Origin of the sequence: Micromonospora aurantiaca ATCC 27029 (assembly GCF_000145235.1) — a bacterium.
GTDB lineage: Bacteria > Actinomycetota > Actinomycetes > Mycobacteriales > Micromonosporaceae > Micromonospora > Micromonospora aurantiaca.
Genome location: NC_014391.1, coordinates 4,787,512 through 4,810,295 on the forward strand (window position 1 = coordinate 4,787,512; position 22,784 = coordinate 4,810,295).

The 22,784-nt window shown below is 73.2% G+C and carries 19 protein-coding genes; 6 read left to right on the forward strand and 13 right to left on the reverse strand.

The window, feature by feature from the left end; translation table 11 throughout:
* On the reverse strand, window positions 1-1,347 hold the full coding sequence (gene murD, locus MICAU_RS21020; protein WP_013287353.1) for a UDP-N-acetylmuramoyl-L-alanine--D-glutamate ligase: 1,347 nt from the start codon (window positions 1,345-1,347) through the stop codon (window positions 1-3).
* An 83-nt stretch (window positions 1,348-1,430) separates the two neighbouring features.
* Here murD and MICAU_RS21025 point away from each other — a divergent pair, with 83 nt between their 5' ends.
* The gene (locus MICAU_RS21025) at window positions 1,431-2,780 is read left to right on the forward strand and encodes a MurL-like N-terminal domain-containing (RefSeq protein WP_013287354.1); all 1,350 of its coding nucleotides are present in this window, start codon (window positions 1,431-1,433) and stop codon (window positions 2,778-2,780) included.
* A 143-nt stretch (window positions 2,781-2,923) separates the two neighbouring features.
* On the opposite strand, the gene MICAU_RS21030 is transcribed toward MICAU_RS21025, so the two are convergent.
* From MICAU_RS21030 to MICAU_RS21040, 3 genes are all read right to left on the reverse strand, one after another.
* The gene (locus tag MICAU_RS21030; RefSeq protein ID WP_041799304.1) at window positions 2,924-4,723 is read right to left on the reverse strand and encodes a PucR family transcriptional regulator; all 1,800 of its coding nucleotides are present in this window, start codon (window positions 4,721-4,723) and stop codon (window positions 2,924-2,926) included.
* Between the two features lie 145 nt (window positions 4,724-4,868).
* Window positions 4,869-6,320, reverse strand: coding sequence for an argininosuccinate synthase (gene argG / locus MICAU_RS21035; RefSeq protein WP_041799074.1), 1,452 nt, complete (start codon window positions 6,318-6,320; stop codon window positions 4,869-4,871).
* 57 nt (window positions 6,321-6,377) lie between these two features.
* The gene (locus tag MICAU_RS21040; protein ID WP_221488565.1) at window positions 6,378-7,190 is read right to left on the reverse strand and encodes a TrmH family RNA methyltransferase; all 813 of its coding nucleotides are present in this window, start codon (window positions 7,188-7,190) and stop codon (window positions 6,378-6,380) included.
* A gap of 102 nt (window positions 7,191-7,292) precedes the next feature.
* On the opposite strand from MICAU_RS21040, the gene MICAU_RS21045 reads away from it, so the two are divergent.
* Window positions 7,293-9,125, forward strand: coding sequence for a thiamine pyrophosphate-requiring protein (locus MICAU_RS21045; RefSeq protein ID WP_013287358.1), 1,833 nt, complete (start codon window positions 7,293-7,295; stop codon window positions 9,123-9,125).
* Between the two features lie 4 nt (window positions 9,126-9,129).
* On the opposite strand, the gene MICAU_RS21050 is transcribed toward MICAU_RS21045, so the two are convergent.
* Complete coding sequence (locus MICAU_RS21050) at window positions 9,130-9,690, reverse strand: dihydrofolate reductase family protein (RefSeq protein WP_013287359.1); 561 nt, start codon at window positions 9,688-9,690, stop codon at window positions 9,130-9,132.
* A 121-nt stretch (window positions 9,691-9,811) separates the two neighbouring features.
* Here MICAU_RS21050 and MICAU_RS21055 point away from each other — a divergent pair, with 121 nt between their 5' ends.
* On the forward strand, window positions 9,812-10,474 hold the full coding sequence (locus MICAU_RS21055; protein ID WP_013287360.1) for a nucleoside/nucleotide kinase family protein: 663 nt from the start codon (window positions 9,812-9,814) through the stop codon (window positions 10,472-10,474).
* 14 nt (window positions 10,475-10,488) lie between these two features.
* Here MICAU_RS21055 and MICAU_RS21060 read toward each other — a convergent pair whose 3' ends face one another.
* The 4 genes from MICAU_RS21060 to MICAU_RS21075 form a co-directional block, all read right to left on the reverse strand.
* Window positions 10,489-12,690, reverse strand: a complete 2,202-nt coding sequence (locus tag MICAU_RS21060) for a transglycosylase domain-containing protein (RefSeq protein WP_222947726.1) — start codon at window positions 12,688-12,690, stop codon at window positions 10,489-10,491.
* A 102-nt stretch (window positions 12,691-12,792) separates the two neighbouring features.
* Complete coding sequence (locus MICAU_RS21065) at window positions 12,793-13,596, reverse strand: hypothetical protein (protein ID WP_013287362.1); 804 nt, start codon at window positions 13,594-13,596, stop codon at window positions 12,793-12,795.
* 129 nt (window positions 13,597-13,725) lie between these two features.
* Window positions 13,726-14,832 (reverse strand): SPFH domain-containing protein, encoded by a 1,107-nt coding sequence (locus tag MICAU_RS21070; RefSeq protein WP_013287363.1) that lies wholly within the window; start codon window positions 14,830-14,832, stop codon window positions 13,726-13,728.
* A gap of 5 nt (window positions 14,833-14,837) precedes the next feature.
* The gene (locus tag MICAU_RS21075) at window positions 14,838-15,311 is read right to left on the reverse strand and encodes an NfeD family protein (RefSeq protein ID WP_013287364.1); all 474 of its coding nucleotides are present in this window, start codon (window positions 15,309-15,311) and stop codon (window positions 14,838-14,840) included.
* A 98-nt stretch (window positions 15,312-15,409) separates the two neighbouring features.
* On the opposite strand from MICAU_RS21075, the gene MICAU_RS21080 reads away from it, so the two are divergent.
* Complete coding sequence (locus MICAU_RS21080; RefSeq protein ID WP_013287365.1) at window positions 15,410-16,720, forward strand: serine hydrolase domain-containing protein; 1,311 nt, start codon at window positions 15,410-15,412, stop codon at window positions 16,718-16,720.
* Between the two features lie 438 nt (window positions 16,721-17,158).
* Here MICAU_RS21080 and MICAU_RS21085 read toward each other — a convergent pair whose 3' ends face one another.
* Window positions 17,159-17,971, reverse strand: a complete 813-nt coding sequence (locus MICAU_RS21085; RefSeq protein WP_013287366.1) for a DUF3097 domain-containing protein — start codon at window positions 17,969-17,971, stop codon at window positions 17,159-17,161.
* A 161-nt stretch (window positions 17,972-18,132) separates the two neighbouring features.
* On the opposite strand from MICAU_RS21085, the gene MICAU_RS21090 reads away from it, so the two are divergent.
* Window positions 18,133-18,927, forward strand: a complete 795-nt coding sequence (locus MICAU_RS21090; RefSeq protein WP_013287367.1) for an Rv1486c family protein — start codon at window positions 18,133-18,135, stop codon at window positions 18,925-18,927.
* A gap of 104 nt (window positions 18,928-19,031) precedes the next feature.
* Window positions 19,032-20,003 carry an IS481 family transposase gene (locus MICAU_RS21095; RefSeq protein WP_013287368.1) on the forward strand — a complete coding sequence of 324 codons (972 nt, stop codon included), beginning with the start codon at window positions 19,032-19,034 and terminating at the stop codon, window positions 20,001-20,003.
* Between the two features lie 17 nt (window positions 20,004-20,020).
* Here the strand turns inward: MICAU_RS21095 and MICAU_RS21100 are convergent, their stop codons facing one another.
* The 3 genes from MICAU_RS21100 to fabI form a co-directional block, all read right to left on the reverse strand.
* A complete protein-coding gene (locus tag MICAU_RS21100) occupies window positions 20,021-20,800 on the reverse strand; it encodes an HAD-IIA family hydrolase (RefSeq protein ID WP_013287369.1) in 780 nt (259 codons plus the stop codon).
* Between the two features lie 33 nt (window positions 20,801-20,833).
* Window positions 20,834-21,865, reverse strand: coding sequence for a ferrochelatase (locus MICAU_RS21105; protein ID WP_013287370.1), 1,032 nt, complete (start codon window positions 21,863-21,865; stop codon window positions 20,834-20,836).
* A gap of 135 nt (window positions 21,866-22,000) precedes the next feature.
* Complete coding sequence (gene fabI, locus MICAU_RS21110; protein WP_013287371.1) at window positions 22,001-22,768, reverse strand: enoyl-ACP reductase FabI; 768 nt, start codon at window positions 22,766-22,768, stop codon at window positions 22,001-22,003.
* Window positions 22,769-22,784: the final 16 nt, after the last annotated feature.

The window sequence follows — 22,784 nt, forward strand, 5'->3', positions numbered from 1 at the left end:
TCAGCGGGCGGTGTCGGCGACCGCCTGCGCGAACACCTCGGATCGGTGCTCGAAGTTGCGGAACCGGCCGTAGCTCGGCGCCGCCGGGGACAACAGCACCACCCCGCCGGCCGGGGTGAGCTTGCGGGACAGCCCGACGGCGGCGACCAGGTCGTCGGCCAGTTCGGTACGCACCGACGGCAGCCCGGACAGCGCCTCCACGATGCGGGGGCCGCTGTCCGGCACGCCGATCACTCTGATCTCCCGGCCGGCCAGGTGTGCACGCAGCGGGCTGTAGTCCAGCCCTCGGTCGGCCCCGCCGACGATCACGGTCAGCGGCCGTCCCTCGTACGCGTCGATCGCGTGCATGGCCGCGTACGGGCTGGTGGCGAGCGTGTCGTCGACGAACGTCAGCCCCGACGGATCGGCGATCTCGGTGAGCCGGTGCGCCAGGCCCTGGAACTCGGCGACCGCCACGGCGAGGCTGTCCTTGCGCGCCACCACGTCCACGCCGAGCGCGTCCAGCACTGCGAGCGCGACGCAGAGGTTGCCCTCGTTGTGCCGCCCGACCAGCGGCAGCACGGCGCGCGGGAACAGCGGCGTGTCCCGCAGGTGGAACCACTGCGTGCCGTCCGGCCCGGTGGCCACATGCGTGGTGTCCGGCGAGCCGGCGCGTACCGCCGCACGGTCGCCCAGCTCCGCCGCCAGCCGCGGGTCGGCGCCGTTGACCACCACGGCGTGCGGGCCGTGCGCGATCAGGTTCAGCTTGTCCCGGTAGTACTCCCGCTCACCGCCGTGCGCGTCCAGATGCTCCGGGAACAGCGCGGTCACCACCGCCACCCGCGGCGAGTCGGTCAGGTCGGAGCACTGGTAGCTGGACAGCTCCAGCACGTACAGCTCCGCCTCGGGCAGGTCCAGCAGCGGCACCCCGATGTTGCCGCCGAACACGTTCGGCCGGTCCATCGCGGTGAGCAGGTGACTGATCAGGCTGGACGTGGTGCTCTTGCCCTTGCTGCCGGTCACCCCGACGGTCCGGTCCGCGTGGTCGGCCATCCACAGCGCGCTGCCCTGCGTGACGGGCGCTGACCGGCGGCGCAGCTCCACCATCCACGGGTGGGTGTTCGGCACACCCGGCGAGCGGACCACCACGTCGGCGGCTGCGAGGCGTTCGAATCCCTCCTCGCCGGTGACGAGCGGCGCGGCGGCGGCCAGCGGACCGTCCCAGGGCAGGGTGAGGAAATTGGCGCTGTCGTCGACGACGACCAGGCCGGCCGGCCCGTGCGCGGCGATCGCGGTCACCGCGGCCCGGCCCTCGCGGCCGGCGCCCCAGACGGCGACATGACGTCCGCGCAGATCAGACAGGCGCACGGGCTCTCCTCGGACTCGGTCGACGGCGGGCAGGGTCCGGCCCAGCCGGACACGGACGGACGAACCAGGGCCTAGTATGGCGTGTGCCCAACGAGCAGCTGCGGCGGATGGACGCCTTCACCTTCCCGTCCTACTCGATCGACTTCGCCACCGGTGAGGTCCTGTTCGACTACGCCCTGACCGGTCCCGACGGCGAGCAGCGGTTCACCGAGGTGATCACGCTTCCGCTGCCGGCCGAGCCGGTCTCCGACGCCACAGCGGCCACCCTGGCCCGGGTGCTGGAGCTGCTGCACGTGGTCGCCGGCGTCAGCTACTACAAGGCCGCCGCGCCGCCCCGGCTGGTGCTGCCCGCACCGCTGGGCGCCGCCGCCGTCGCGCTGGTCACCGCCGTCTACACCAAGGGCCTCGCCGAGTACGCGTACCGCAACGAGCTGCCGCACGTGCTGGAACTGCGTCCCGAGGTGCCGTCGGGCACCGTGGACCCGGCGGTGCCGGTGGACAACTCCGACCGTCGTCCGCTGTCGGCGGTGGGCGGCGGCAAGGACTCCATCGTCACGCTGGAGGCGCTGCGCCGCGCCGGCCTCGACCCGGTGCCGTTCTCGGTCAACCCGAACCACGTGATCGTGTCGGTGAACGAGGCGTCCGACCTGGTGCCGCTGGCCGCCCGGCGGCGGCTCGACCCGGTGCTGTTCGAGCTGAACGCGGCAGGCGCGCGCAACGGGCACATCCCGGTCACCGCGATCAACTCGCTGATCGCCGTGGCCACCGCCGTCCTGCACGGGCTCGGTCCGGTGGTGATGTCGAACGAGCGTTCCGCGTCCGACCCGAACCTGATCTGGAACGGCCACGAGATCAACCACCAGTGGTCGAAGGGCGTCGAGGCGGAAGGGCTGCTGCGCGCGGCGCTGGCCGAGCACGCCGGGCTCACCGAGCCGTACTTCTCGTTGCTGCGCTCCCTGTCCGAGCTGCACATCGCCCGGCTGTTCGCCGAGATCGACCGGTACGACGCGGTGGTGACCAGCTGCAACGCGGCGTTCAAGCTGCGCGACGCGAGCGAGCGCTGGTGCCGCGACTGCCCGAAGTGCCGGTTCGTGTTCCTGGCCATGGCGCCGTTCATGCCCCGGGAGCGGCTGACCGGCATCTTCGGCGGTGACCTGCTGGCCGACGAATCCCAGATCCCCGGCTACCGGGAGCTGCTCGGCATCGACGGGCACAAGCCGTTCGAGTGCGTGGGCGAGGTGGAGGAGTCGGTGGTCGCGCTGAGCCTGCTCGCCCAGCAGGACCAGTGGCGCGACGTCCCGGTGGTCCGCGCCCTGGTGGCGGCGCTGCCCGACACCGCCTGGCAGGCGGCGGCCACCTCCGACGTGTTCACCCCCGGCGGCGACAACTTCGTCCCCGCCCTCTACGCCAAGACCCTGACCGCCCTGACCTGACCGCCCACACGTCATCGATCTTGGAGTTGTGGCACCGCGCAGACCTCGCTTCAGGGGCATTACGGGCGCCACAACTCCAAGATCGGCGCGGGACAGCGCGGAGGGACGGAGGGCGGGACGGGCAGGGTTTGGCCCGGGCGGCGTCAGGGGGTGCGGATGGCGTCCAGGGCGAGCAGGGCCACGTGCAGGGACAGGCACCTGTCCACCGAGTCGAGGTCGGCGTCGAGGATGCGGCCGATGCGGGCCAGCCGTTCGTAGAACGCCGGCCGGGACAGGTGCGCGGCGGCCGCGCCGGCCGACTTGTTGCGCCCCTGCTCCAGGTACGCCCGCAGCGTACCGAGCAACTGCTCCCGCGGGTGCTGGGCGTCGTAGGCGAGCAGCGGCCCGAGTTCACGCTCGACGAACGTCTGCAACCGGGGCTCGTCACGCAACAGGTGCAGCAGTCCGGCCAGCCCTACATGCGGCAGCCGGTAGCAGGGCAGATCCCGGGGATCCCGCCGCGCCGCCTCCGCCACCTGCCGCGCCTCGATCAGTGACCGGCGTGCCTCGCGCAGGCTGCTCACACCGGACCCGGCCGCCACCACGATCGCGGCCCGGGGCGGCGCGTCGACCGGCCGTGCGCTCCCCGATGTCACGGCCCGTCCGGCGGGCCGGTCAGGTGACTCCGACGGGCGGGACGCCGGGCGGGCGGCGGGGGCGGCGTCGAGGCGTACCCGGCGCAACGCCGCGGCGAACGCGGACAGTGCCTTCTCCTCGGCGGCCGGGTCGGGGAGCGCCAGCAGCGCGCCCACGGCCTGGTCGTCGAGCGGGCTGGTCAGCGCGGTGAGCTTGGCGTCCCGGACGGCCTGGCTGACCGCCTCGGCGAGGTCGCGCAGCCGGGCCGGGCCGGTTTCCGGGTCCTCGGCGTCGGTGTCGCGGCGTCCGCCGCGCCGGGCGGCGGCGGACTCGTCGTCGGGGGCGCCCGCGTCACCGGACGGCTCCTCGGCGCGGTGCCGGACCACGACGCCGACCAGGTGGCGGCGGTCCAGGACGACGCCGAGCGCCTTGGCGCGCAGCGCCACCTCGTCCACCGGACGGGTGTGGTCGATCAGGGCGGTCAGCAGCGTACGGTGGATCTGCCGTTCCAGGCCCTCGGCGTCGCGCCGGATCAGCCGGCCCAGCGCCAGCGTGGAGGCGGCCCGTTCGATCAGGATGGTCAGCCGGGTCGGCGGGGTGGACTCGGTCGCCGGCCAGCGCAGCAGCAGCCGTCCCCAGTCCTGTCCCCGCGCGCCCACTGTGGTGACGAGCCAGCCGCTGTCCGGGTCGTACGCGGTGCGCCCGGGCGGGCGGATCTGCCGCGAGTGCCGCTCCCAGCCGTCCAGCAGCAGTTGGGCGTTCTCCCCCGCCGGGTCGTACGCGAGCACCTGCCGGGACAGGTTCTCCAGCACCATCGGGCAGCCGGCCAGTTCGGCGGCCTGCCGCAGCACCTCGGCCGGTTCGGCGCCCTCCACCGACAGTTCGGTGAACCGCTGGTGGATCTCCTCGGTGGCGCGCAGCTCGGTGAGCTGGGCGTCGACGATCAGCGCGTGCACCGCCTCGGTGATCCGGACGAACGGTGTGCCCCGGCGCAGCTCGATCAGGGGCAGGCCACGTCGCTCGGCGGCGGCGGCCATCACGCGTGGCACTCCGCTGACGTAGCGGCGGCCCAGTTCGACCACCAGCCCGGAGACGCCGACGTCGGCCAGCGCGCCGATGAACTCGCGGAGCCCGGCGTCGTCGCCGGGAAGGCCGATCCCGGTGGTGAGGACCAGTTCCCCGCCGCCGAGCAGGGTGGCGATGTCGGGCACCTCGGCGATGTGCACCCAGCGCACCGACCGGTCCAGCCCGGCGTTCCCCGCGACCAGGCGCGGCGCGCCGTGGCGCACGGGCACCAGGTCCAGCACCTCACGCACGGTAGGGAACACGGGCGACACGCTACCCTGCGTCACCACCGTTGCCGAAAGCCACACCGCCCGCCGGCCCGCGGGGAGGCGGGACCGGCGGGCGGTCACAGGTGAGACGAGCCGCGGACCGCTGCCCGGAGGGACGACGGTCCGCGGACGGCGGCGATCAGTCGACGCCGAACTCCATCGCGGCCCGATCGAGCGCCTCGTCCTCGGCGGTGGGCACGCCCCGGGAGGCGATGGCCTCCGCGCCGCCCTGCGGCATGGCGCCGATCAGCCCGGTCGAGGCCGCCTGGGCGGCGCCGACGATCCGTTGCGGGGTGCCGCCGCCGACCATGCCGACGGAGGCGTACTGCTCCAGCTTGGCCCGGGAGTCGGCGATGTCGAGGTTGCGCATGGTGAGCTGGCCGATCCGGTCGGCCGGGCCGAACGCCGAGTCCTGGGTGCGCTCCATCGACAGCTTGTCCGGGTGGTAGCTGAACGCCGGGCCGGTGGTGTCCAGGATCGAGTAGTCCTCGCCCCGGCGCAGCCGCAGCGTGACCTCGCCGGTGACCGCCGTGCCGACCCAGCGCTGCAGCGACTCGCGCAGCATCAGCGCCTGCGGGTCCAGCCAGCGGCCCTCGTACATGAGGCGGCCGAGGCGGCGGCCCTCGTTGTGGTAGTTCGCGAGCGTGTCCTCGTTGTGGATCGCGTTGACGAGCCGCTCGTACGCGGCGTGCAGCAGCGCCATGCCGGGGGCCTCGTAGATGCCGCGGCTCTTGGCCTCGATGATCCGGTTCTCGATCTGGTCGGACATGCCCAGGCCGTGCCGGCCGCCGATGGCGTTGGCCTCCAGCACCAGGTCGACGGCGCTGCCGAACTCCTTGCCGTTGATCGTCACCGGGCGGCCCTGGTCGAAGCCGATGGTGACGTCCTCGGTGGGGATCTCCACGGACGGATCCCAGAACTTCACGCCCATGATCGGCTCGACGGTCTCGATGCCGGTGTCCAGGTGTTCGAGCGTCTTGGCCTCGTGGGTGGCGCCCCAGATGTTGGCGTCGGTGGAGTACGCCTTCTCGGTGCTGTCCCGGTAGGGCAGGCCGCGCTCCAGCAGCCACTCCGACATCTCGGTGCGGCCGCCCAGCTCGGTGACGAAGTCGGTGTCCAGCCACGGCTTGTAGATCCGTAGCTGCGGGTTCGCCAGCAGGCCGTACCGGTAGAACCGCTCGATGTCGTTGCCCTTGAACGTCGAGCCGTCGCCCCAGATCTGCACGTCGTCGGCGATCATCGCGCGGACCAGCAGCGTGCCGGTCACGGCCCGGCCCAGCGGCGTGGTGTTGAAGTAGGCCCGCCCGCCGGAGCGGATGTGGAAGGCGCCGCAGGTCAGCGCTGCCAGCCCCTCCTCGACCAGGGCGGCGCGGCAGTCGACGAGGCGGGCGACCTCGGCGCCGTAGCTGAGCGCGCGGCCGGGCACCGAGGCGATGTCGGGCTCGTCGTACTGGCCGATGTCAGCGGTGTAGGCGCAGGGGACGGCGCCCTTGTCGCGCATCCACGCGACGGCCACCGAGGTGTCGAGGCCGCCGGAGAAGGCGATGCCGACACGTTCGCCGATGGGCAGGGAGGTGAGAACCTTGGACACAAGGAAGATTATGCACACCATCGCATGGTCATGCAAGCCGGTCGGGAGAGCGGGTCGTCAGAGCGCGTCGTCCCGCCCCAGCTCCCAGAACGCCACCGCCGCGGCGGCCGCCACGTTCAGCGAGTCCACGCCGCGCCGCATCGGGATCACCACCCGCACGTCGCTGGCGGCCTGCGCCGCCGCGGTCAGCCCCGGCCCCTCCGCCCCGAGCAGCAACGCCGCCCGCTCGCGCTGCGCCGGGGTCAGCCGCTGCATCGGTACGGCATCAGGCGCCGGCGTCATCGCGAGCACGGTGAACCCGGCCGCCCGGACCTGGTCCAGCCCGCCGGGCCAGCTGTCGAGCTTGGCGTACGGCACCGCGAACACCTCGCCCATGCTGACCCGTACGCTGCGCCGGTACAGCGGGTCGGCGCAGGTCGGGGACAGCAGCACCGCGTCGACGCCGAGCGCTGCGGCGCCCCGGAAGATCGCGCCCAGGTTCGTGTGGTTGTTGACGTCCTCCAGGATCACCACCCGCCGGGCGGCGGCGAGCACCTCGTCGGCGGAGCGCAGCGGCTTGCGGTGGAACGAGGCGAGCACGCCCCGGTGCACGTGGAAACCGGTGGCGCGCTGGAGCACGTCCGGCGTCGCCGCGTACACCGGCGCGTCACCGGTGTCCAGGTCGGCGAGCTGGTCCACCCGCTTGGCGTCGACCAGGTACGACCGGGCCGGGTAGCCGGCCCGCAGCGCCCGCCGCAGCACCAGCTCCCCCTCGGCGATGAACAGCCCGTGCGGCGGTTCCCAGCGGGTACGCAGCTCCACGTCGGTGAGCGCGCGGTAGTCGGCGATCCGGTCGTCGTCGGGGTCGGTGATCTCGTGGACGGGCACCAGGCGATTCTGCCCGGCCCGCCCGGTCGCTCCGGCGCGGGCCGGGTTTCCGTCGTCCCGGGCGGGGAACGGAGCCGGAAGGCCGACGGTGACGGAGGGACCACGATGGGCGCGGATCACGACGGCAACCTCCCCCGCGACGCCACCGTCTCCGACTACCTGGTGGCCCGGCTCGCCGAGTGGGGCGTGCACCGCTACTACGGCTACCCGGGCGACGGGATCAACGGCATGACCTCGGCGTTGCAGCGGGCCGAGGGGCGGGCCCGGTTCATCCAGGTCCGGCACGAGGAGACGGCCGGTTTCGCGGCCGGCGCGCACGTCAAGTACGGCGGCGGCCCGCTCGGATGCGTGGTGGTGACCAGCGGCCCCGGCGCGATCCACGCCCTCAACGGCCTCTACGACGCGAAGCTCGACCACCAGCCGGTGGTGGCGCTGCTCGGGCACACCGCGCTGCCCGCCGAGGGCGGCGGCTACTACCAGGAGGTGGACCTGCTCTCCCTCTACAAGGATGTGGCGTCGGCGTTCCTGGCCCAGCTCGACGACCCGTCGCAGGCCCGGCACCTGGTCGACCGGGCCTGCCGGACGGCGCTGGCCCGGCGTACCGTGACCGCCCTGGTCCTGCCCTCCGACGTGCAGGACCTGCCGGCGGTGCCGCACCCGCCGCACGCCCACGGCTACTACCACACCAGCGCGGTGCCGAGCAGCGAGCCGACGGTGCCGCCGGAGGCCGACGTGCGCCGCGCCGCCGAGGTGCTGCGCGGCGGCGAGCGGGTGGCGATGCTGGTCGGGCAGGGCGCGCTGGGCGCCGAGGACGAGGTACGCCGGATCGCCGACCGGCTCGGCGCCGGGGTCGCCACCGCGCTGCTCGGCTTCACCGCCGTCGACCACCGGCAGCCCTGGGTGACGGGCGCGATCGGCCTGCTCGGCAGCCGCCCGAGCTGGCAGCTCATGCGCGAGTGCGACAGGCTGCTGATCGTCGGCAGCCAGATGCCGTACTCGGAGTTCTACCCGCCGGAGGGCCAGGCCCGGGCGGTGCAGATCGACATCGACGGCACCCGGATGGGGTTGCGGTACCCGACCGAGGTGAACCTGACCGGTGACGCCGGGCCGACGCTGCGCGCCCTGCTCAAGGAGCTGGGCCCGGGTCCGGGCCCGACCGCCTGGCGGGCCACCCTCGCCGACGCCACCGGCAAGTGGCGGGCCTCGCAACGCGAGGTCGCCGCCCAGCCGGCCGACCCGGTCAACCCGCAGTCGCTGTTCACCTCGCTCGACGACGCGCTGCCGGGCGACGCCATGCTCGCCGTGGACTGCGGCACCGCCACCGCCTGGTACGCCCGGCACGTGCGGGTCCGTCCCGGCATGCTGGCCAGCCTCTCCGGCACGCTGCTCTCAATGGGCGGCGGCATGCCGTACGCGCTGGCGGCGAAGTTCGCCCACCCGGACCGCCCGGTGATCGCGCTGCTCGGCGACGGCGCGATGCAGATGAACGGCGTCAACGAGCTGATCACGGTGGCGAGGTACTGGCGGGAGTGGGCCGACCCCCGGTTCGTGGTGCTGGTGCTCAACAACCGGGATCTGGCCTTCGTCAGCTGGGAGCAGCGGTCCGGCGAGGGCACGCCGATGTTCCCGGACAGCCAGGACCTGCCGGACGTCGCGTACCACAGGTGGGCCGAGGTGCTGGGCCTCGGCGGTGAGCTGGTCGACTCCCCCGACCGGGTGGACGGCCTGTGGCAGCGGGTGCTCGACGCGGACCGCCCGGTGGTGGTGAACGCCGTGGTGGACCCGGCCGAGCTGATGCTGCCGCCGCACTTCACCGTCGAGCAGGCCCGCAAGACCGCCGCCGCGGTGCTGCGCGGGGACAGCGACCGGGCCGGCATCATGCGGCGCGGCGTGCCGGCCGCGCTCGCCACGTACCGGCCCCGCCGCCGGGGCCGCTGAGGCGTCAGGCCCGCCCGTAGCGCAGCAGCACCGACCGTCCGTCGAACGTGCGCGTCTCGACCAGCCGCAGGCTCTGCCGGGCCAGGCCGGGCAGCACCTGCCGTCCGCCGCCGAGCACCACCGGGTGCACGATCACCTCGTAGGTGTCGACGAGCCCGAGCGCGGCCAGCGCCGTCGCCGCGCCGGTGCCGCCGGTGACCAGCAGGTCGCCGGGGAACCGCTCACGGACCTCGGCGAACTCCTTCGCCAGGTCGCCGCCGCCGACCACCACGGCGCCGTGGGAGGCCTCGGCGAGCGTGCGGGAGACCACGATCTTCGGGGTACGCCGCCAGATCGGCGCGAACGCCAGGTCGTGCGGGTGGTCGGAGATCGACTCGACCTGCGGCCAGTAGGAGGACATCATCTCCCACACCCGCCGCCCGTAGACGAAGGCGTCGGCCCGCTCGGCCAGCCCGATCGAGTACGCGGACAGCTCCTCCCCCATCTCCGGCCAGTCGAACTCGCCGTTCGGGCCCTCGATGAAGCCGTCGACCGACGTGTGCACCCCGTAGACGACGTTGCCCATGCGCTGCTCCTCCGCGTATCGGCGCGTCCCGGTCGGACACGCTCACCGGTGGGTCGGAGCCGCCGGGCCGGATCCGACACGTCGCGCGCATCGTTGTCCGGGTGCGTTAGCGTCCGGGCCCATGGGCCGCCCCGTGATGATCGCGCTGATCGGCGTCGACGGCTCCGGCAAGACCACCCAGGCCAGGGCTTTGGCGGCGCGGCTGCGCGAGCAGGGCATCCGGGCGCGGTACTTCGAGAACGCCGGTGGGCGGCCGCTGTGGAACCGGCTGGCGCAGGCGCTCGGCCGCGCCGACGGGACGGCGCTGTTCGGCCGTACCGTCTATCCGGCGCTGGAGGCGACGGTGCGCGCGGCGGCGATGGCCCGGACCGTCGCGGTGGCCCGCCTGACCGGACGGGTGGCGGTGCTGGACCGGTGGACCTGGTGCCAGGACGTGATCATGGCGGCCCGCGGCGACCGGGGGCGGCGCGCGGTACGCGCCGTCTACGCGGTCTTCCCGCGCCCGGCGGTGGTGTGTTTCCTCGCCACCTCGCCCGGGGTGGCGCAGTGGCGGGTGGCCGCGCGGGGCATCGACACCGAGGAGCTGGCGCACCTGCGCGCGCTGGACGCCGCCTACCGGGCACTGCCGGAGTTCGGCTCGTTCGTCACGCTCGACGGCGACGGCACCCCGGACGAGGTGGCCGCCGCCCTCGACGCGGTCGTGGACGCGGCCGTCGACGCGGTTGCGGGTCCGGCGCCGCGGCGCGGCGTTAAGAAGGGGCCCTTCCTCTACCGGAGGCGTTAAGAAGGGGCCCTTCCTTACCCGCGGCCGCGCAGCCAGCGCAGCACGTCGGAGGGCAGCTCGCTCTCCTGGCGCTGCTCGCGGCGGTCCGGCTCGGTCCGGCGGGGCGGCTGCGGGCGCTGCGGGTCGCCGACCAGCGCCCGGCTCGGCGCGGTGAAGTCGGCCACCGGCTTGCCGGCGAGCGCCGTCTTGATGGTCCGGGCCACCGCGTCGATCACCTTGGCCTGCACGGCGGAGCCGACCAGGTCGGTGACGTCGTCCGGGTTGGCGGCGATGCCGGCGACCGCGACCTGCGGGGTGTAGCCGACGAACGTCTCGGTGGCGTTGCGCTCCGAGCTGCCGGTCTTGCCGGCCACCGGGCGGCCGACGATCCGGTCGACGGCGGTGGCGGTGCCGCCGTTGCACTGGTCGAACGCGGACTGCTGGCCGACCGGGCAGCGGGCCGCGTCGGTGGCGGCGCGGGCCACGTCCGGTTCGAGCACCCGCTTGCAGGACGGCTGCGCCACGTCGACGGCGCCGCCGTCCGGCGCGGTCACGGAGACCACCGGCAGCGGCGTGCAGTACGTGCCCTCGGCGGCCACCGTGGCGTACGCGTTCGCCAGGTCCAGCGGGGTGGTGGCGGCGACGCCGAGCGTGAACGCGCCCCAGTTGGCGGCGTTGTCGCGGGCGAACGCGGCGTCGGAGTCGGCCCGGAAGGTGATGCCGAGGCGCTGGGCCATCTCCACCACCTTGTCCTCGCCGACCTGCTCGGCCAGCCAGACGAAGTACGTGTTGACGGAGCGGCCGAAGCCGTCCCACATCATCCGGTAGCCGTCCATCCACTGCGGGTTGGCGTTCGCCGGGCACCACGTGCCGTCGCAGTTGCCCTCGTCGTCCGAGGCGTACCGGGTGGGCAGCCTGCTGGGGGCGTCGAAGCCGGTGGACAGCGGCTTGCCGGCCTCCAGCGCGGCCAGCATGGTGAACATCTTGAACGTCGAGCCGGCCTGGTAGCCGTCGACGCTGGCGCCGCCGGAGATCAGCGGGTTGACCGTGTTCGGGTGGTTGGCCTGCCCGTCCGGGTTGGCGTCGAGGCTGTAGTGCCGGTTCACCGCCATGGCGAGCACCCGGCCGGTGCCGGGCTCGACCGCCGCGATCGGCAGCGCCCGCTTGTTGCCGTACCCGTAGACCTTGGTGGCCTGCTCCTGCGCGGTCTGCTGGATCTCCGGGTCGAGCGTGGTGACGACGCGGTAACCGCCCCGGCGCAGTGCCTGCTCCCGCTCCTCGGGCGTGCTGCCGAAGGCCGGCTGGGTGAGCCACCAGCGGCGCAGGTAGTCGCAGAAGAAGCCCCAGTCGTCGTGCCCCTGGGCGGTGGCGGTGCAGCCGTTGGGCTGGGCGGTCGGGCGCAGCGTCAGCGGCTCGGTCTTCGCGGCCGCGGCCTGCTGCGGGGTGATCGCGCCGGTCTCGGCCATCGCGTCGAGCACGTACCCGCGCCGGGCCAGCGCCTGGTCCTTGTCGCCGTCGATCGGGCTGTACGCGTCGGGCGACTGCACCAGGCCGGCGAGCAGCGCCGCCTCGCCCAGCGTCAGGTCGGCCGGGGCCTTGCCGAAGTAGCGCTGGCCGGCGGCGGCGACGCCGTACGCGCCGGAGCCGAAGTACGCGATGTTGAGGTAGCGGTTGAGGATCTCGTCCTTTGAGAGCGACTGCTCCAGCGCGTTCGCGTACCGGATCTCCTGGAGCTTGCGCCCGACGGTCTGCTCGGTGGCGGCCTGCCGCTCCTCCGGGGTGCGGTTCGGGTCGGTCTTGAGCACGTTGCGGACGTACTGCATGGTCAGCGTGGACCCGCCCTGCTCGGTGCCGCCGCCCTTGACGTTCGCCACCAGCGCGCGGGCGATGCCGCGCAGGTCAGCGCCGCCGTGCGAGTAGAACCGCCGGTCCTCGGCCGCGATGATCGCCTGCCGCATCACCGGGGCGATCTCGTCCAGCGACACGTCGGTGCGGTTCACGTCGTAGAACGTGGTGATCAGGGTGGTGCCGTCGTTGGCGTAGAGGTAGGAGCGCTGCGGCTGCACGGGGGTGCGCAGCGCGTCGGGCAGGTCCGCGTACGCGCCGAGCGCGGCCCGCGCGGCGAACCCGCCGAGCAGGCCGCCGGGAAGCGCGGCGAGCGCGAGGACGAGCCCGGCGAGCAGGCCGGCCAGCAGCACGGTGAACAGCCGCGACAGCGGCGACCTGGGAGACGGCATGGACTCCAGGATTGCCACGAAAGCCGCCTACCGGCCACCTCGCCAGGCAACTGTCAGTTACCTCACGGCAACCGTTCAGCTCCCGGCGGCCGGACGAACCGGTCATCCGGCGCCGAGTGGGCCCTTCGGTGACGTCGGCGGCACCGGTGCGGCGGCGACGCTGGCGGCTGCGGCGTCCCGGGCGATGGTCTCGGGCACCAGGCGGCCGCTGCGGTAGCCGATGCCGATGCCGGCGACCAGCACGAAGATCACGCCGAACGTCTGGAGCGAGCCGATCAGCGCGCCGCCCAGGCCGAGCAGCGGGGCGGCGATCATCAGCATGGTCCCGTCGCCGTAGGAGAACATCCCGGACCGGGCGACCGACCAGCCGGTCAGGAACCAGCCCACGCTGTAGAGGGTGGCGCCGAACAGCACGATGCCGCGCGCGGTCACGCCGAACACCGGCGTCTGCTCGGCCAGCCCGGCGAACGGCAGCATCAGCACCATCCCGCCGATGCTCGCCAGCAGCCCGGCCAGCGCGACGCGGCGGCAGCGGGTGGCGGCGAGCAGGCCGGTGAGCGCGAGCAGGGCGAGCAGCCCCAGCCACACCGAGGCGACCCAGCCGACCAGGTAGAGCGGCCGGCCGTCGGCCGGATACGGGTCGTTGCCCACACCGCCGTCGCTGGCCATCGCCACCAGGCCGTAGAGGACCGCGTACGCCGGGAGCAGCCAGACCGCCGCGCGGGCGAACCGGCGGATCGACCAGGCCCAGGTCGCGTCGGTCGCAGGCGCTCCCGGGCCGGGTTCGGAGACGAACGGCAGGACCCCGAAACCCCCTCCGGTACGCCGGGAGCCGATCGGACCGGCGGGGTCGTGCGCGCCGGGGACCGGGGTACGGGAGAACAGCCGGTTCGCCGGGTCCTTCATGCCTCACCTCGTTCGCGCCACGGGCGGCCCGGGACGCGCAAACGGCGCTCCGGCCCTGCTCACCACCCGTCCTGGAACCGATGGTGGCAGTCGCCGGAGCGCCGTATGAGGGATTCTCGGATTTGCCGGTCAGCCCCGCTCGCGCTGGTCCGCCGGGTCGTTCACCAGGCTGGCCGGGGACACCGGCTCCGGCGCGGGCAGACCCTTCGGGTTGTTGCCGCCGGTGGCCTGCGCCTCCGCCACGCGTACCTCGTCGTGGATCTCCTGGGCCGCGACGGCCGCGGCCTGGGCGGCCTCGGCGGCCTCCCGCTCGACCTCGCCGGCGCTCTTGGCGGCCTCCGGCGACGGCACGTCGCCAGCCATGTTCGCGAGCCCGCCCAGCGCGCCGCCCATGCCCTCCAGGGCCTTGGTCAGCTCGGTCGGGACGATCCAGACCTTGTTGGCGGTGCCGTTGGCGATCTGCGGCAGCGCCTGGAGGTACTGGTACGCCAGCACCTTCTGACTCGGGTTGGCGGTGTGGATCGCGTCGAAGACGGTACGGATCGCCTTCGCCTGGCCCTCCGCCTGGAGGATCCGGGCCTGCCGGTCACCGTCGGCACGCAGCACCGCGGCCTGCTTCTCACCCTCGGCGGTGAGGATCTGCGACTGCTTGTGCCCCTCGGCGTTGAGGATCGCGGCACGGCGGTCCCGCTCGGCGCGCATCTGCTTCTCCATCGAGTCGCGGATGCTCGGCGGCGGCTCGATCGCCTTGATCTCGACCCGGGTCACCTTGATGCCCCAGCGGCCGGTGGTCTCGTCCAGCACGCCGGACAGGTGCCGGTTGATCTCCTCGCGGCTGGTCAGCGCGCGCTCCAGGTCGAGCGAGCCGATCACGTTACGCAGCGTGGTGACGGTGAGCTGCTCGATGGCCTGGAGGAAGTTGGAGATCTCGTAGGTGGCGCGAACCGAGTCGACCACCTTGAAGTAGAGGACCGTGTCGATCGAGACGACCAGGTTGTCGGAGGTGATCACCGGCTGGGGCGGGAAGCTGACCACCTGCTCGCGCATGTCGACCTTGGTGCGCACCGCGTCGACGAACGGCACCAGCAGGTTGAGGCCCGGGTTCAGCGTGCGCTTGTACCGGCCCAGCCGCTCCACCACGTCCTGACGCTGCTGCGGCACGATCCGCACCGCCTTGAACAGCGTCACCACACCGATCAACGCCACCGCGATCATCAGGATCGCCAGAAACTCCATACCGTTCACCTTTTCGCTTCGGGCAGCTCACCCGGGGTGGAAATGTCGTCCTGCCATACCAGGGCGGTAGCGCCCCGGACCTTGATCACCTGCACCCGCTCACCCTCGGCGTACGTGCGCGTCGCGTCGTACGAGCGGGCCGTCCACAGCTCACCATCGATCTTGACCATGCCCCGGTCGGCGTCGACCGGCTCCAGGACCACAGCGGTGGCCCCCTCCAGCGCCTCGACCCCGAACGGCTGCTCCCCGGTCTCCAGCGTCGGCCGGGCGTGCCGCCGGACCACCGGACGGACCACCGCCACCGACAGCGCCGACACCGCCGCGAAGACCACCGCCTGGAGCGCCACCGGCGCACCGAGCGCCGCGGCGCCGGCGGCGGCGAACGCCCCGACCCCGAACATGATCAGGAAGAGCGTCGTCGTGAAGATCTCGGCGACCGCTAATACCACACCCAGAACGATCCAGAACACGGCGTCCACGAGAACAATCCTGACACGTCAACGCACGTGTCATCGAACTGTCATGATCGCTAGGCTCGGCACGGCGTACCGCGGCACCCGCCGACGAGGAGGACGACATGCCCCTGCTGCCCGAGACCGCGCGTCAGGTGGACCTGCTGGTCGCCCGGGCCCAGGCCGAGGGGCGTGGTCCCTCGCTCGCCCTCGGCGTGGTCCGCGACGGCCGGCTGGCGCACCTGGCGGTCGCCGGTGCGACGCCCCGCCCGGACGGCGACCTCCAGTACCGGGTCGGCTCGATCACCAAGACCATGACCGCGGTGCTGGTGATGCAGCAGCGCGACGCCGGCCGGCTGGCGCTCGACGACCCGCTCGACGCCCACCTGCCCGGCACCCCGGTCGGCACGGTGACGGTGCGCCACCTGCTCGGGCACGTCAGCGGCCTGCAACGCGAGCCGGACGGCGACTGGTGGGAACGCGCCGAGGGCACGGACCTGGACACGCTGCTGGCCGGGCTGACGCCGGACAAGATCGCCCATCCGCCGCACTTCGTCTACCACTACTCGAACCTGGCGTACGGGCTGCTCGGCGCCGTGCTGGAACGGATCACCGGCACCCCGTGGGCGGACCTGCTGACCGAGCGGCTGCTGACACCGCTGGGCATGCGCCGCACCACGTACCACCCCACCGAGCCGTACGCCCCCGGTTACGTCGTGCACCCGTGGCACGAGACGCTGCGGGAGGAGCCGCGTACCGACACCGGGGCGATGGCCCCGGCCGGGCAGCTCTGGTCGACGGTCGAGGACCTGGGCCGCTGGGCGGCGTTCCTGGCCGACCCGGACCCGGCGGTGCTCTCCCCCGCCACGCTCACCGAGATGTGCGCCCCAGTGGTGATCAACGACCTGGACTCGTGGACCGGCGGCCACGGCCTCGGCGTGGAGCTCTACCGGGTCGGCGACCGGGTGTACGTCGGGCACGGCGGCTCCATGCCCGGGTACGTCGCCGGCCTGGCCGTGCACCGGCCCACCCGCACCGCCGTGGTCAACTTCGCCAACGCGTACGGGCTGCGCGGCCACCACGTCGGCGCGCTCGGCCGGGAGGCGCTCACGCTGGCGCTGGACGCCGAACCGGCCGCGCCCGCCCCCTGGCGCCCGGCCGGCCCGCCCGCCGCCGACGTGGCCGCGCTGACCGGCCGCTGGTGGTGGATGGGCGGCGAGTACGAGTTCCGCGTCGACGCCGCCGGTGACCTGGTCGGCGGTCAGGTGGGCAGGCCGGTGCTCCGGTTCACCCCGGAGGGCCCGGAGCGGTGGCGGGGCCGCTCCGGCTCCCAGGACGGCGAGATCCTCACCGTCATCCGAGACGGTTCCGGCACCCCGACAGCCCTGGACATAGCCACCTTCGTCCTGACCCGCACCCCCGACGAACTCCCCTGACAGCCCCACCCGCCCCGCCCGCGGCCGCCCCCACCCGCGCCCGCCCCACCCCGCCCCGCCCAGCCCCGCCTCGCCCCCGTCGATCTTGCACTTGCGGCCCGCACTTCGCCCCATATGCCCGATCCACGCGGACCGCAACTGCAAGATCGACGCACACTCCGGCCACCCCCACCCCGGTGATCAAGGAGTTTGTGTCGGCGTTGATCTCCGATACGCCCACAAATTCCTTGATCAACCAGGCGAGAGGCGCCCGGGACCGGGACGGGGGTTCGGGGCGGGCGGCGTTGGTGCACGGCGGGTCCGGGGGCGACCGTGACCGGCGCAGGGATCAAGCCTGACCGCCCGGAGCCGGGCACGGTCGCCCCCGGACCCCAACCGCAACCACAACCCTGACAGCAAGCACAGCCCGGAGAGCGACCACGACCGGGCAGCGACGGATCACCCGGGCTCGGTGACGAAATCGATCAGGCGCTCCATCGCGTTGATCAGCGGCGTCTCAACGTCGGCGAAGCTGTCCACCCGGGACAGGATGTGCCGCCACATGTCGGCCGGCTCGCCCACCCCGAGCGCCGCGCAGACGCCCTCCTTCCAGGGCTGCCCCGGAGGCACCACTGGCCACACCGCGATGCCGAGCGCCGCCGGGCGTACCGCCTGCCACACGTCGACGTACGGGTGCCCGGTGACCAGCACGTGCGGCGAGTTGACGCGGGCCACGATCCGGCTCTCCTTCGAGCCGGGCACGAGGTGGTCGACGAGCACGCCGAGCCGGCGCCCCGGGCCGGGGCCGAACGCGCGTACCTCGTCGGCGAGCGCGTCGATGCCGTCCAGCGGTTCCACCACCACGCCCTCGATGCGCAGGTCGTCGCCCCAGATCCGCTCGACCAGCGCGGCGTCGTGCACGCCCTCCACCCAGATCCGGCTGGCCTTGGCGACCTGCGCCCGTACGCCGTCCACAGCGATCGACCCGGACGCGGTACGCCGGCGCGCGGCGGGCACCGGGACGCGGACCGGCCGTCGTAGCGTGACCGGCTTGCCGTCGAGCAGGAACGCGGCGGGCAGCAGCGGGAAGTTGCGCCGCCGGCCGTGCCGGTCCTCCAGCACCACCGCGCCGGAGTCGAAGCCGACGACGGCGCCGCAGAATCCGGAGTCGGCGTCCTCGACCACCAGGTCGGGTTCGGCGTCGACCTCGGGGGTCACCTTCCGTCGTCGCCAGTCGCCGGCCAGCACGTCCCCGTCGTATCGCCCCGCCATGCCGCTGACGCTAACCAGTGCCCCGGCGTGTCGCCCGGCGACGCGCCGACCGGGCCGTCATCCGTCGGCACGAAACGGTGCGAAGGGGGTAGTTGGGGCCAGGTCGCGCCGCCGGTGCGGCAGCCGAGACAGCAGCGGCGCGGAGCACGTACCCTTTCCGCATGTCCTCCCCCGCAACGGGCGCGGCCACGCTGGCTGCGCGCCGGTCGAGCCGGTTCGTCGCCTGGGTGCGTGCCTGGCGCGCCGGCCTGGTGCCGTTCGACGAGGTGGCCGACGCCGTCGCCGGCGACGAGGAGCACCTCGTCGCCGACGCCCCGGGCACCTGGACCGACGTGTCGCTGCGGGAGGCCCTGCCCAGCCTCGCCAAGCATTCACCCGACGACATCCGCCTGGTGCTGCCCGCGCCCGGCGACCCGCGCGGCCTGCCCGGCCCGGGCGCATTCGCCGGGGCGGCGCTGGTGGCGGGCGAGGCGGTGGTGGCGAGCGGGATGGGGCTGGTGCCCGAGGTCCGTACGCACACGTCCGGCTCGGGGATGACCTGGGAGACGGTGCTCTGGCGGGTCCATCCGCTGCCGGCGGACGCACCGAAGGCGTCTCTGGCCACGCCGGGTGCGGCGGAGGCCGAGGCCGAACTCGCCGCCGTGCTGGCCGAGACCACCGCGACGCTGACCCGGCTGGACGTCGCGCAGTGGCGGCCGGAGCTGGCCGGTGCGCTCGCCGCGCTGCGCCGCCCGGACGGCGCCACCGACCTGCCGCCCGGCTTCGATCCGCGGGCCCGCCGCCTGTTCGCCCGCGCCGCGGTGCTGGACCGGGTGCTCGCGCTGGCCGGCGAGAGCGCACCGGGCGGCGCGGTCAACACCTACGAGGCGCAGCAGCGGGACGCGGCGCTGCGTCCGCTCACCACCGCGTGCCGGCAGGCCCTGGTGGCCGCCTGCAACGCGCCGCTGCGGCTCTAGCTGTAATGCCCATGAGGGTTGTTGACGGCGTGGCGGCTTGAGACGAGGCGAGACCTCCGGGCGAGGTGTGAGGTGCTGACGCCCACACGGAACCGGAGGTCTCCATGGCCCACCGTAATGCCCGGCTGACCATCCACGGCCGGCGGCTGCTCATCACGCGTGTCGTTGACCAGGGTCGGCCGGTGGCCCACGTCGTGAAGGAACTGGGCTGTTCTCGGGCCACCGGCTACAAGTGGCTACAGCGGTGGCGGGCCGAGGGCGACGCTGGTCTGCGGGATCGATCCAGCCGGGCTCACCACCAGCCGCACAAGACGCCCGCCCAGTTGGAGGCGCGGGTCTGCCAACTGCGCCAGGAACGCAAACTCGGGGCTCGCCGGCTCGGACCGTTGCTCGGGATGCCGGCCTCGACGGTGCACGCCGTTCTGACGCGGCACGGTCTACACCGCCTGGCCTGGCTCGACCGGCCCACCGGTCAGCTCATCCGCCGCTACGAGCGCGACCGGCCCGGCGAGCTGATCCACGTCGACGTCAAGAAACTCGGCCGGGTTCGCGACGGCGGCGGCTGGCGCATCTTGGGCCGCGACAGCCTGGAACACCGCCGTGCCCGCACCGCCGGCCGTGTCGGCTTCGACTACGTGCACTGCGCCATCGACGACCACACCCGTCTCGCCTACGCCGAGATCCACCCCGACGAGAAGACCGACACCTGTGCCGGCTTCCTCCGCCGCGCCGCCGAGCACTTCGCCACCCACGGAATCACCCGCGTCGAACGCGTCACGACCGACAACGCATTGACCTACCGCCGCGGCCGAGCCTGGCACCAGACCCTGACCGACCTCGGTGCCACCGCCCGCTTCACCCGCCGCTACCGACCACAGACCAACGGCAAAGCCGAACGCTTCAACCGCACCCTGTGCGACGAATGGGCCTACGCCCAACCCTTCACCAACAACCAGCAACGCGCTGACGCTCTACCCGCCTGGCTGCACACCTACAACCACCACCGCAACCACACCTCGCTCGGCGGCAAACCACCCATCAGCCGCGTCAACAACGCTGCTGGGCATTACATCTAGCGCCGCAGACCCCCGGCTCAGACCTCGTCGATCAGGTCGGCCACCGAGTCGACGATCCGCGACGGACGGTACGGGTACCGCTCCGCCTCGGTCCGGCTGCTGATGCCGGTGAGCACCAGGATCGTCTCCAGCCCGGCCTCCAGGCCGCACAGGATGTCGGTGTCCATCCGGTCGCCGATCATCGCGGTCGACTCGGAGTGCGCGTCGATGGTGTTCAGCGCCGAGCGCATCATCATCGGGTTGGGCTTGCCCACGAAGTACGGGTCGACGCCTGTCGCCTTCGAGATCATCGCCGCCACCGAACCGGCAGCCGGCAACGCGCCCTCCACCGACGGGCCGGTGGCGTCGGGGTTGGTGCAGATGAACCGGGCGCCGTCGTTGATCAGCCGGATCGCCTTGGTTATCGCCTCGAAGCTGTAGGTGCGCGTCTCCCCCAGCACCACGTAGTCCGGGGCGAAGTCGCTCAGGATGTACCCCACCGCGTGCAGCGCCGTGGTCAGGCCGGCCTCACCGATCACGTACGCGGTGCCGCCCGGCCGCTGGTCGGCCAGGAACTGGGCGGTGGCCAGCGCCGAGGACCAGATCGCCTCCTCCGGCACGTCCAGCCCCATCCGGGCCAGCCGGGCCTGGAGGTCGCGCGGGGTGTAGATGGAGTTGTTCGTCAGCACCAGGAACGGCTTGCCGGAGGCGCGCAGCTTCTTGACGAACTCCGGGGCGCCGGGCACCGGCTGCCCCTCGTGCACCAGCACGCCGTCCATGTCGGTGAGCCAGCTCTGCACCGGCTTGCGGTCAAGCATCGTGTCGTCCCCAGGGGTGTCGTCGGGTCGGGCTCAGGGCCGGCGGGCCGGGGGCACGCAGCACAACGCCGGGCAGGTGTCCCAGGCGGGCAGCTCGCCGAGTCGGCGGCGCAGCCGCTCCCCGTCCGGGGCGGTGCGCTCTCCGACCAGCTCGCGGACCATCGCCACGAACCGCGGGTCGACCCCCGGGGTGCCGGCGCGGACGAAGTCCAGGCCGAGCTGCTTGGCCGTCTCCAGCGCCTCGGTGTCCAGGTCCCACACCACCTCCAGGTGGTCGGAGACGAACCCGATCGGGCTGACCACCACGCTCGTCACGCCCTGCTCGGGCAGTGTGGCCAGGTGGTCGTTGACGTCCGGCTCCAGCCACGGCACCTGCGGCGGCCCGGACCGGCTCTGCCAGACCAGGTCGTACGCCAGGTCGGGCGCGGCTGCGGCGTGCACCAGCCGGGCGACCTCCTCGAGCTGGGCGGTGTAGCGGCCGCCGTGCGGGCCGGCGGTGGCCGCCGCCGACATCGGTACGGAGTGCGCGGTGAAGACCAGCCGGGTGCTGTCCCGCTTCGCCGGGTCGAGCTGGGCCAGCGCGGCGCGGACCGCGTCGGCGTGCGGCTCGATGAAGCCGGGGTGATCCCAGAACTGGCGCAGCTTCTCGATCAGCGGGGCGTCCGGGCCGACCGCGGCGCGGGCCGAGGCAATGTCCTCCTGGTACTGCCGGCAGGACGAGTAGCCGCCGTACGCGCTCGTCACGAACGCCAGCGCCCGGGTGATCCCGTCGTCGCGCATCCGCGCGACGGTGTCGGCGAGCATCGGATCCCAGTTGCGGTTGCCCCAGTAGACCGGCAGGTCGACGCCGTTGGCGGCGAAGTCCTCGCGGATCGCGGCGAGCAGGTCGCGGCACTGCTGGTTGATCGGCGACACCCCGCCGAAGTGCAGGTAGTGCTCGGCGACCTCGGCGAGTCGCTCCGGGGGCACCCCCCGCCCCCGGGTCACGTTCTGCAGGAACGGGAGAACGTCCTCGGGCCGCTCCGGGCCACCGAAGGAGACCAGCACCAACGCGTCGTACGCCATGAGGCCATTCTTCCTCGCCCGCCGTCACGGCGTGGCGACGCCCCCTGGTCGGTGTGGTGACCAACCGGGCCGCGACGTGTTAAGAAGGGCCCCTTCCGCTGCACGAGGCGTTAAGAAGGGGCCCTTCCTTACATCTCAGGCGCCGATGGCGTGGTAGCCGCCGTCGACGTGGACGATCTCGCCGGTGGTGGCCGGGAACCAGTCGGACAGCAGCGCCAGGCAGGCCCGCGCGGCGGGCTCCTGGTCGGTGAGGTTCCAGCCCAGCGGGGCGCGCTCGGTCCAGGCGTCCTCGAACCGGTCGAAGCCGGGGATGGACTTGGCCGCGATGGTCCGCAGCGGGCCGGCCGCGACCAGGTTGCTGCGGATGCCCTGCTTGCCCAGGTGCAGCGCCAGATAGCGGGAGGCGGACTCCAGCCCGGCCTTGGCCACGCCCATCCAGTCGTAGACCGGCCACGCCTTGGTGGCGTCGAACGTGAGACCCACCACGGCGCCCCCGGCGGACATCAGCGGCAGCGCTGCCATGGCGAGGGACTTGTACGAGTAGGTGGAGACCTGGAGCGCTGTCGCCACGTCCGCCCAGGGGGCGTCGAGGAAACCGCCGCCGAGGCAGCTCTGCGGGGCGAACCCGATCGAGTGCACGACGCCGTCCAGGCCGTCGACGTGCTCGCGCACCTTGTCGGCCAGCCCGGCCAGGTGCTCCTCGTTGCTGACGTCCAGCTCGATCACGGGCGCCGGCTCGGGCAGCCGCTTGGCGATCCGCTCCACCAGGGAGAGCCGGCCGTAGCCGGTGAGCACGACCTGGGCGCCGTTCTCCTGGGCGAGCTTCGCCACCGAGAAGGCGATCGACGCGTCGGTGATGACGCCGGTGACCAGCAGCCGCTTACCGGCGAGAAGTCCGGACATTGCGTGTCTCCTCCGT

Bases quoted from the DNA above. Each gene is read 5' to 3' on its own strand.
- MICAU_RS21085 (WP_013287366.1), bottom strand. From the start codon at position 17,971: ATGGCGGGGCGATACGACGGGGACGTGCTGGCCGGCGACTGGCGACGA.
- MICAU_RS21105 (WP_013287370.1), bottom strand. From the start codon at position 21,865: ATGGCGTACGACGCGTTGGTGCTGGTCTCCTTCGGTGGCCCGGAGCGG.
- fabI (WP_013287371.1), bottom strand. From the start codon at position 22,768: ATGTCCGGACTTCTCGCCGGTAAGCGGCTGCTGGTCACCGGCGTCATC.
- MICAU_RS21095 (WP_013287368.1), top strand. From the start codon at position 19,032: ATGGCCCACCGTAATGCCCGGCTGACCATCCACGGCCGGCGGCTGCTC.
- MICAU_RS21100 (WP_013287369.1), bottom strand. From the start codon at position 20,800: ATGCTTGACCGCAAGCCGGTGCAGAGCTGGCTCACCGACATGGACGGC.
- MICAU_RS21045 (WP_013287358.1), top strand. From the start codon at position 7,293: ATGGGCGCGGATCACGACGGCAACCTCCCCCGCGACGCCACCGTCTCC.
- MICAU_RS21090 (WP_013287367.1), top strand. From the start codon at position 18,133: ATGTCCTCCCCCGCAACGGGCGCGGCCACGCTGGCTGCGCGCCGGTCG.
- MICAU_RS21080 (WP_013287365.1), top strand. From the start codon at position 15,410: ATGCCCCTGCTGCCCGAGACCGCGCGTCAGGTGGACCTGCTGGTCGCC.
- MICAU_RS21055 (WP_013287360.1), top strand. From the start codon at position 9,812: ATGGGCCGCCCCGTGATGATCGCGCTGATCGGCGTCGACGGCTCCGGC.
- MICAU_RS21070 (WP_013287363.1), bottom strand. From the start codon at position 14,832: ATGGAGTTTCTGGCGATCCTGATGATCGCGGTGGCGTTGATCGGTGTG.
- MICAU_RS21065 (WP_013287362.1), bottom strand. From the start codon at position 13,596: ATGAAGGACCCGGCGAACCGGCTGTTCTCCCGTACCCCGGTCCCCGGC.
- MICAU_RS21050 (WP_013287359.1), bottom strand. From the start codon at position 9,690: ATGGGCAACGTCGTCTACGGGGTGCACACGTCGGTCGACGGCTTCATC.
- MICAU_RS21060 (WP_222947726.1), bottom strand. From the start codon at position 12,690: ATGCCGTCTCCCAGGTCGCCGCTGTCGCGGCTGTTCACCGTGCTGCTG.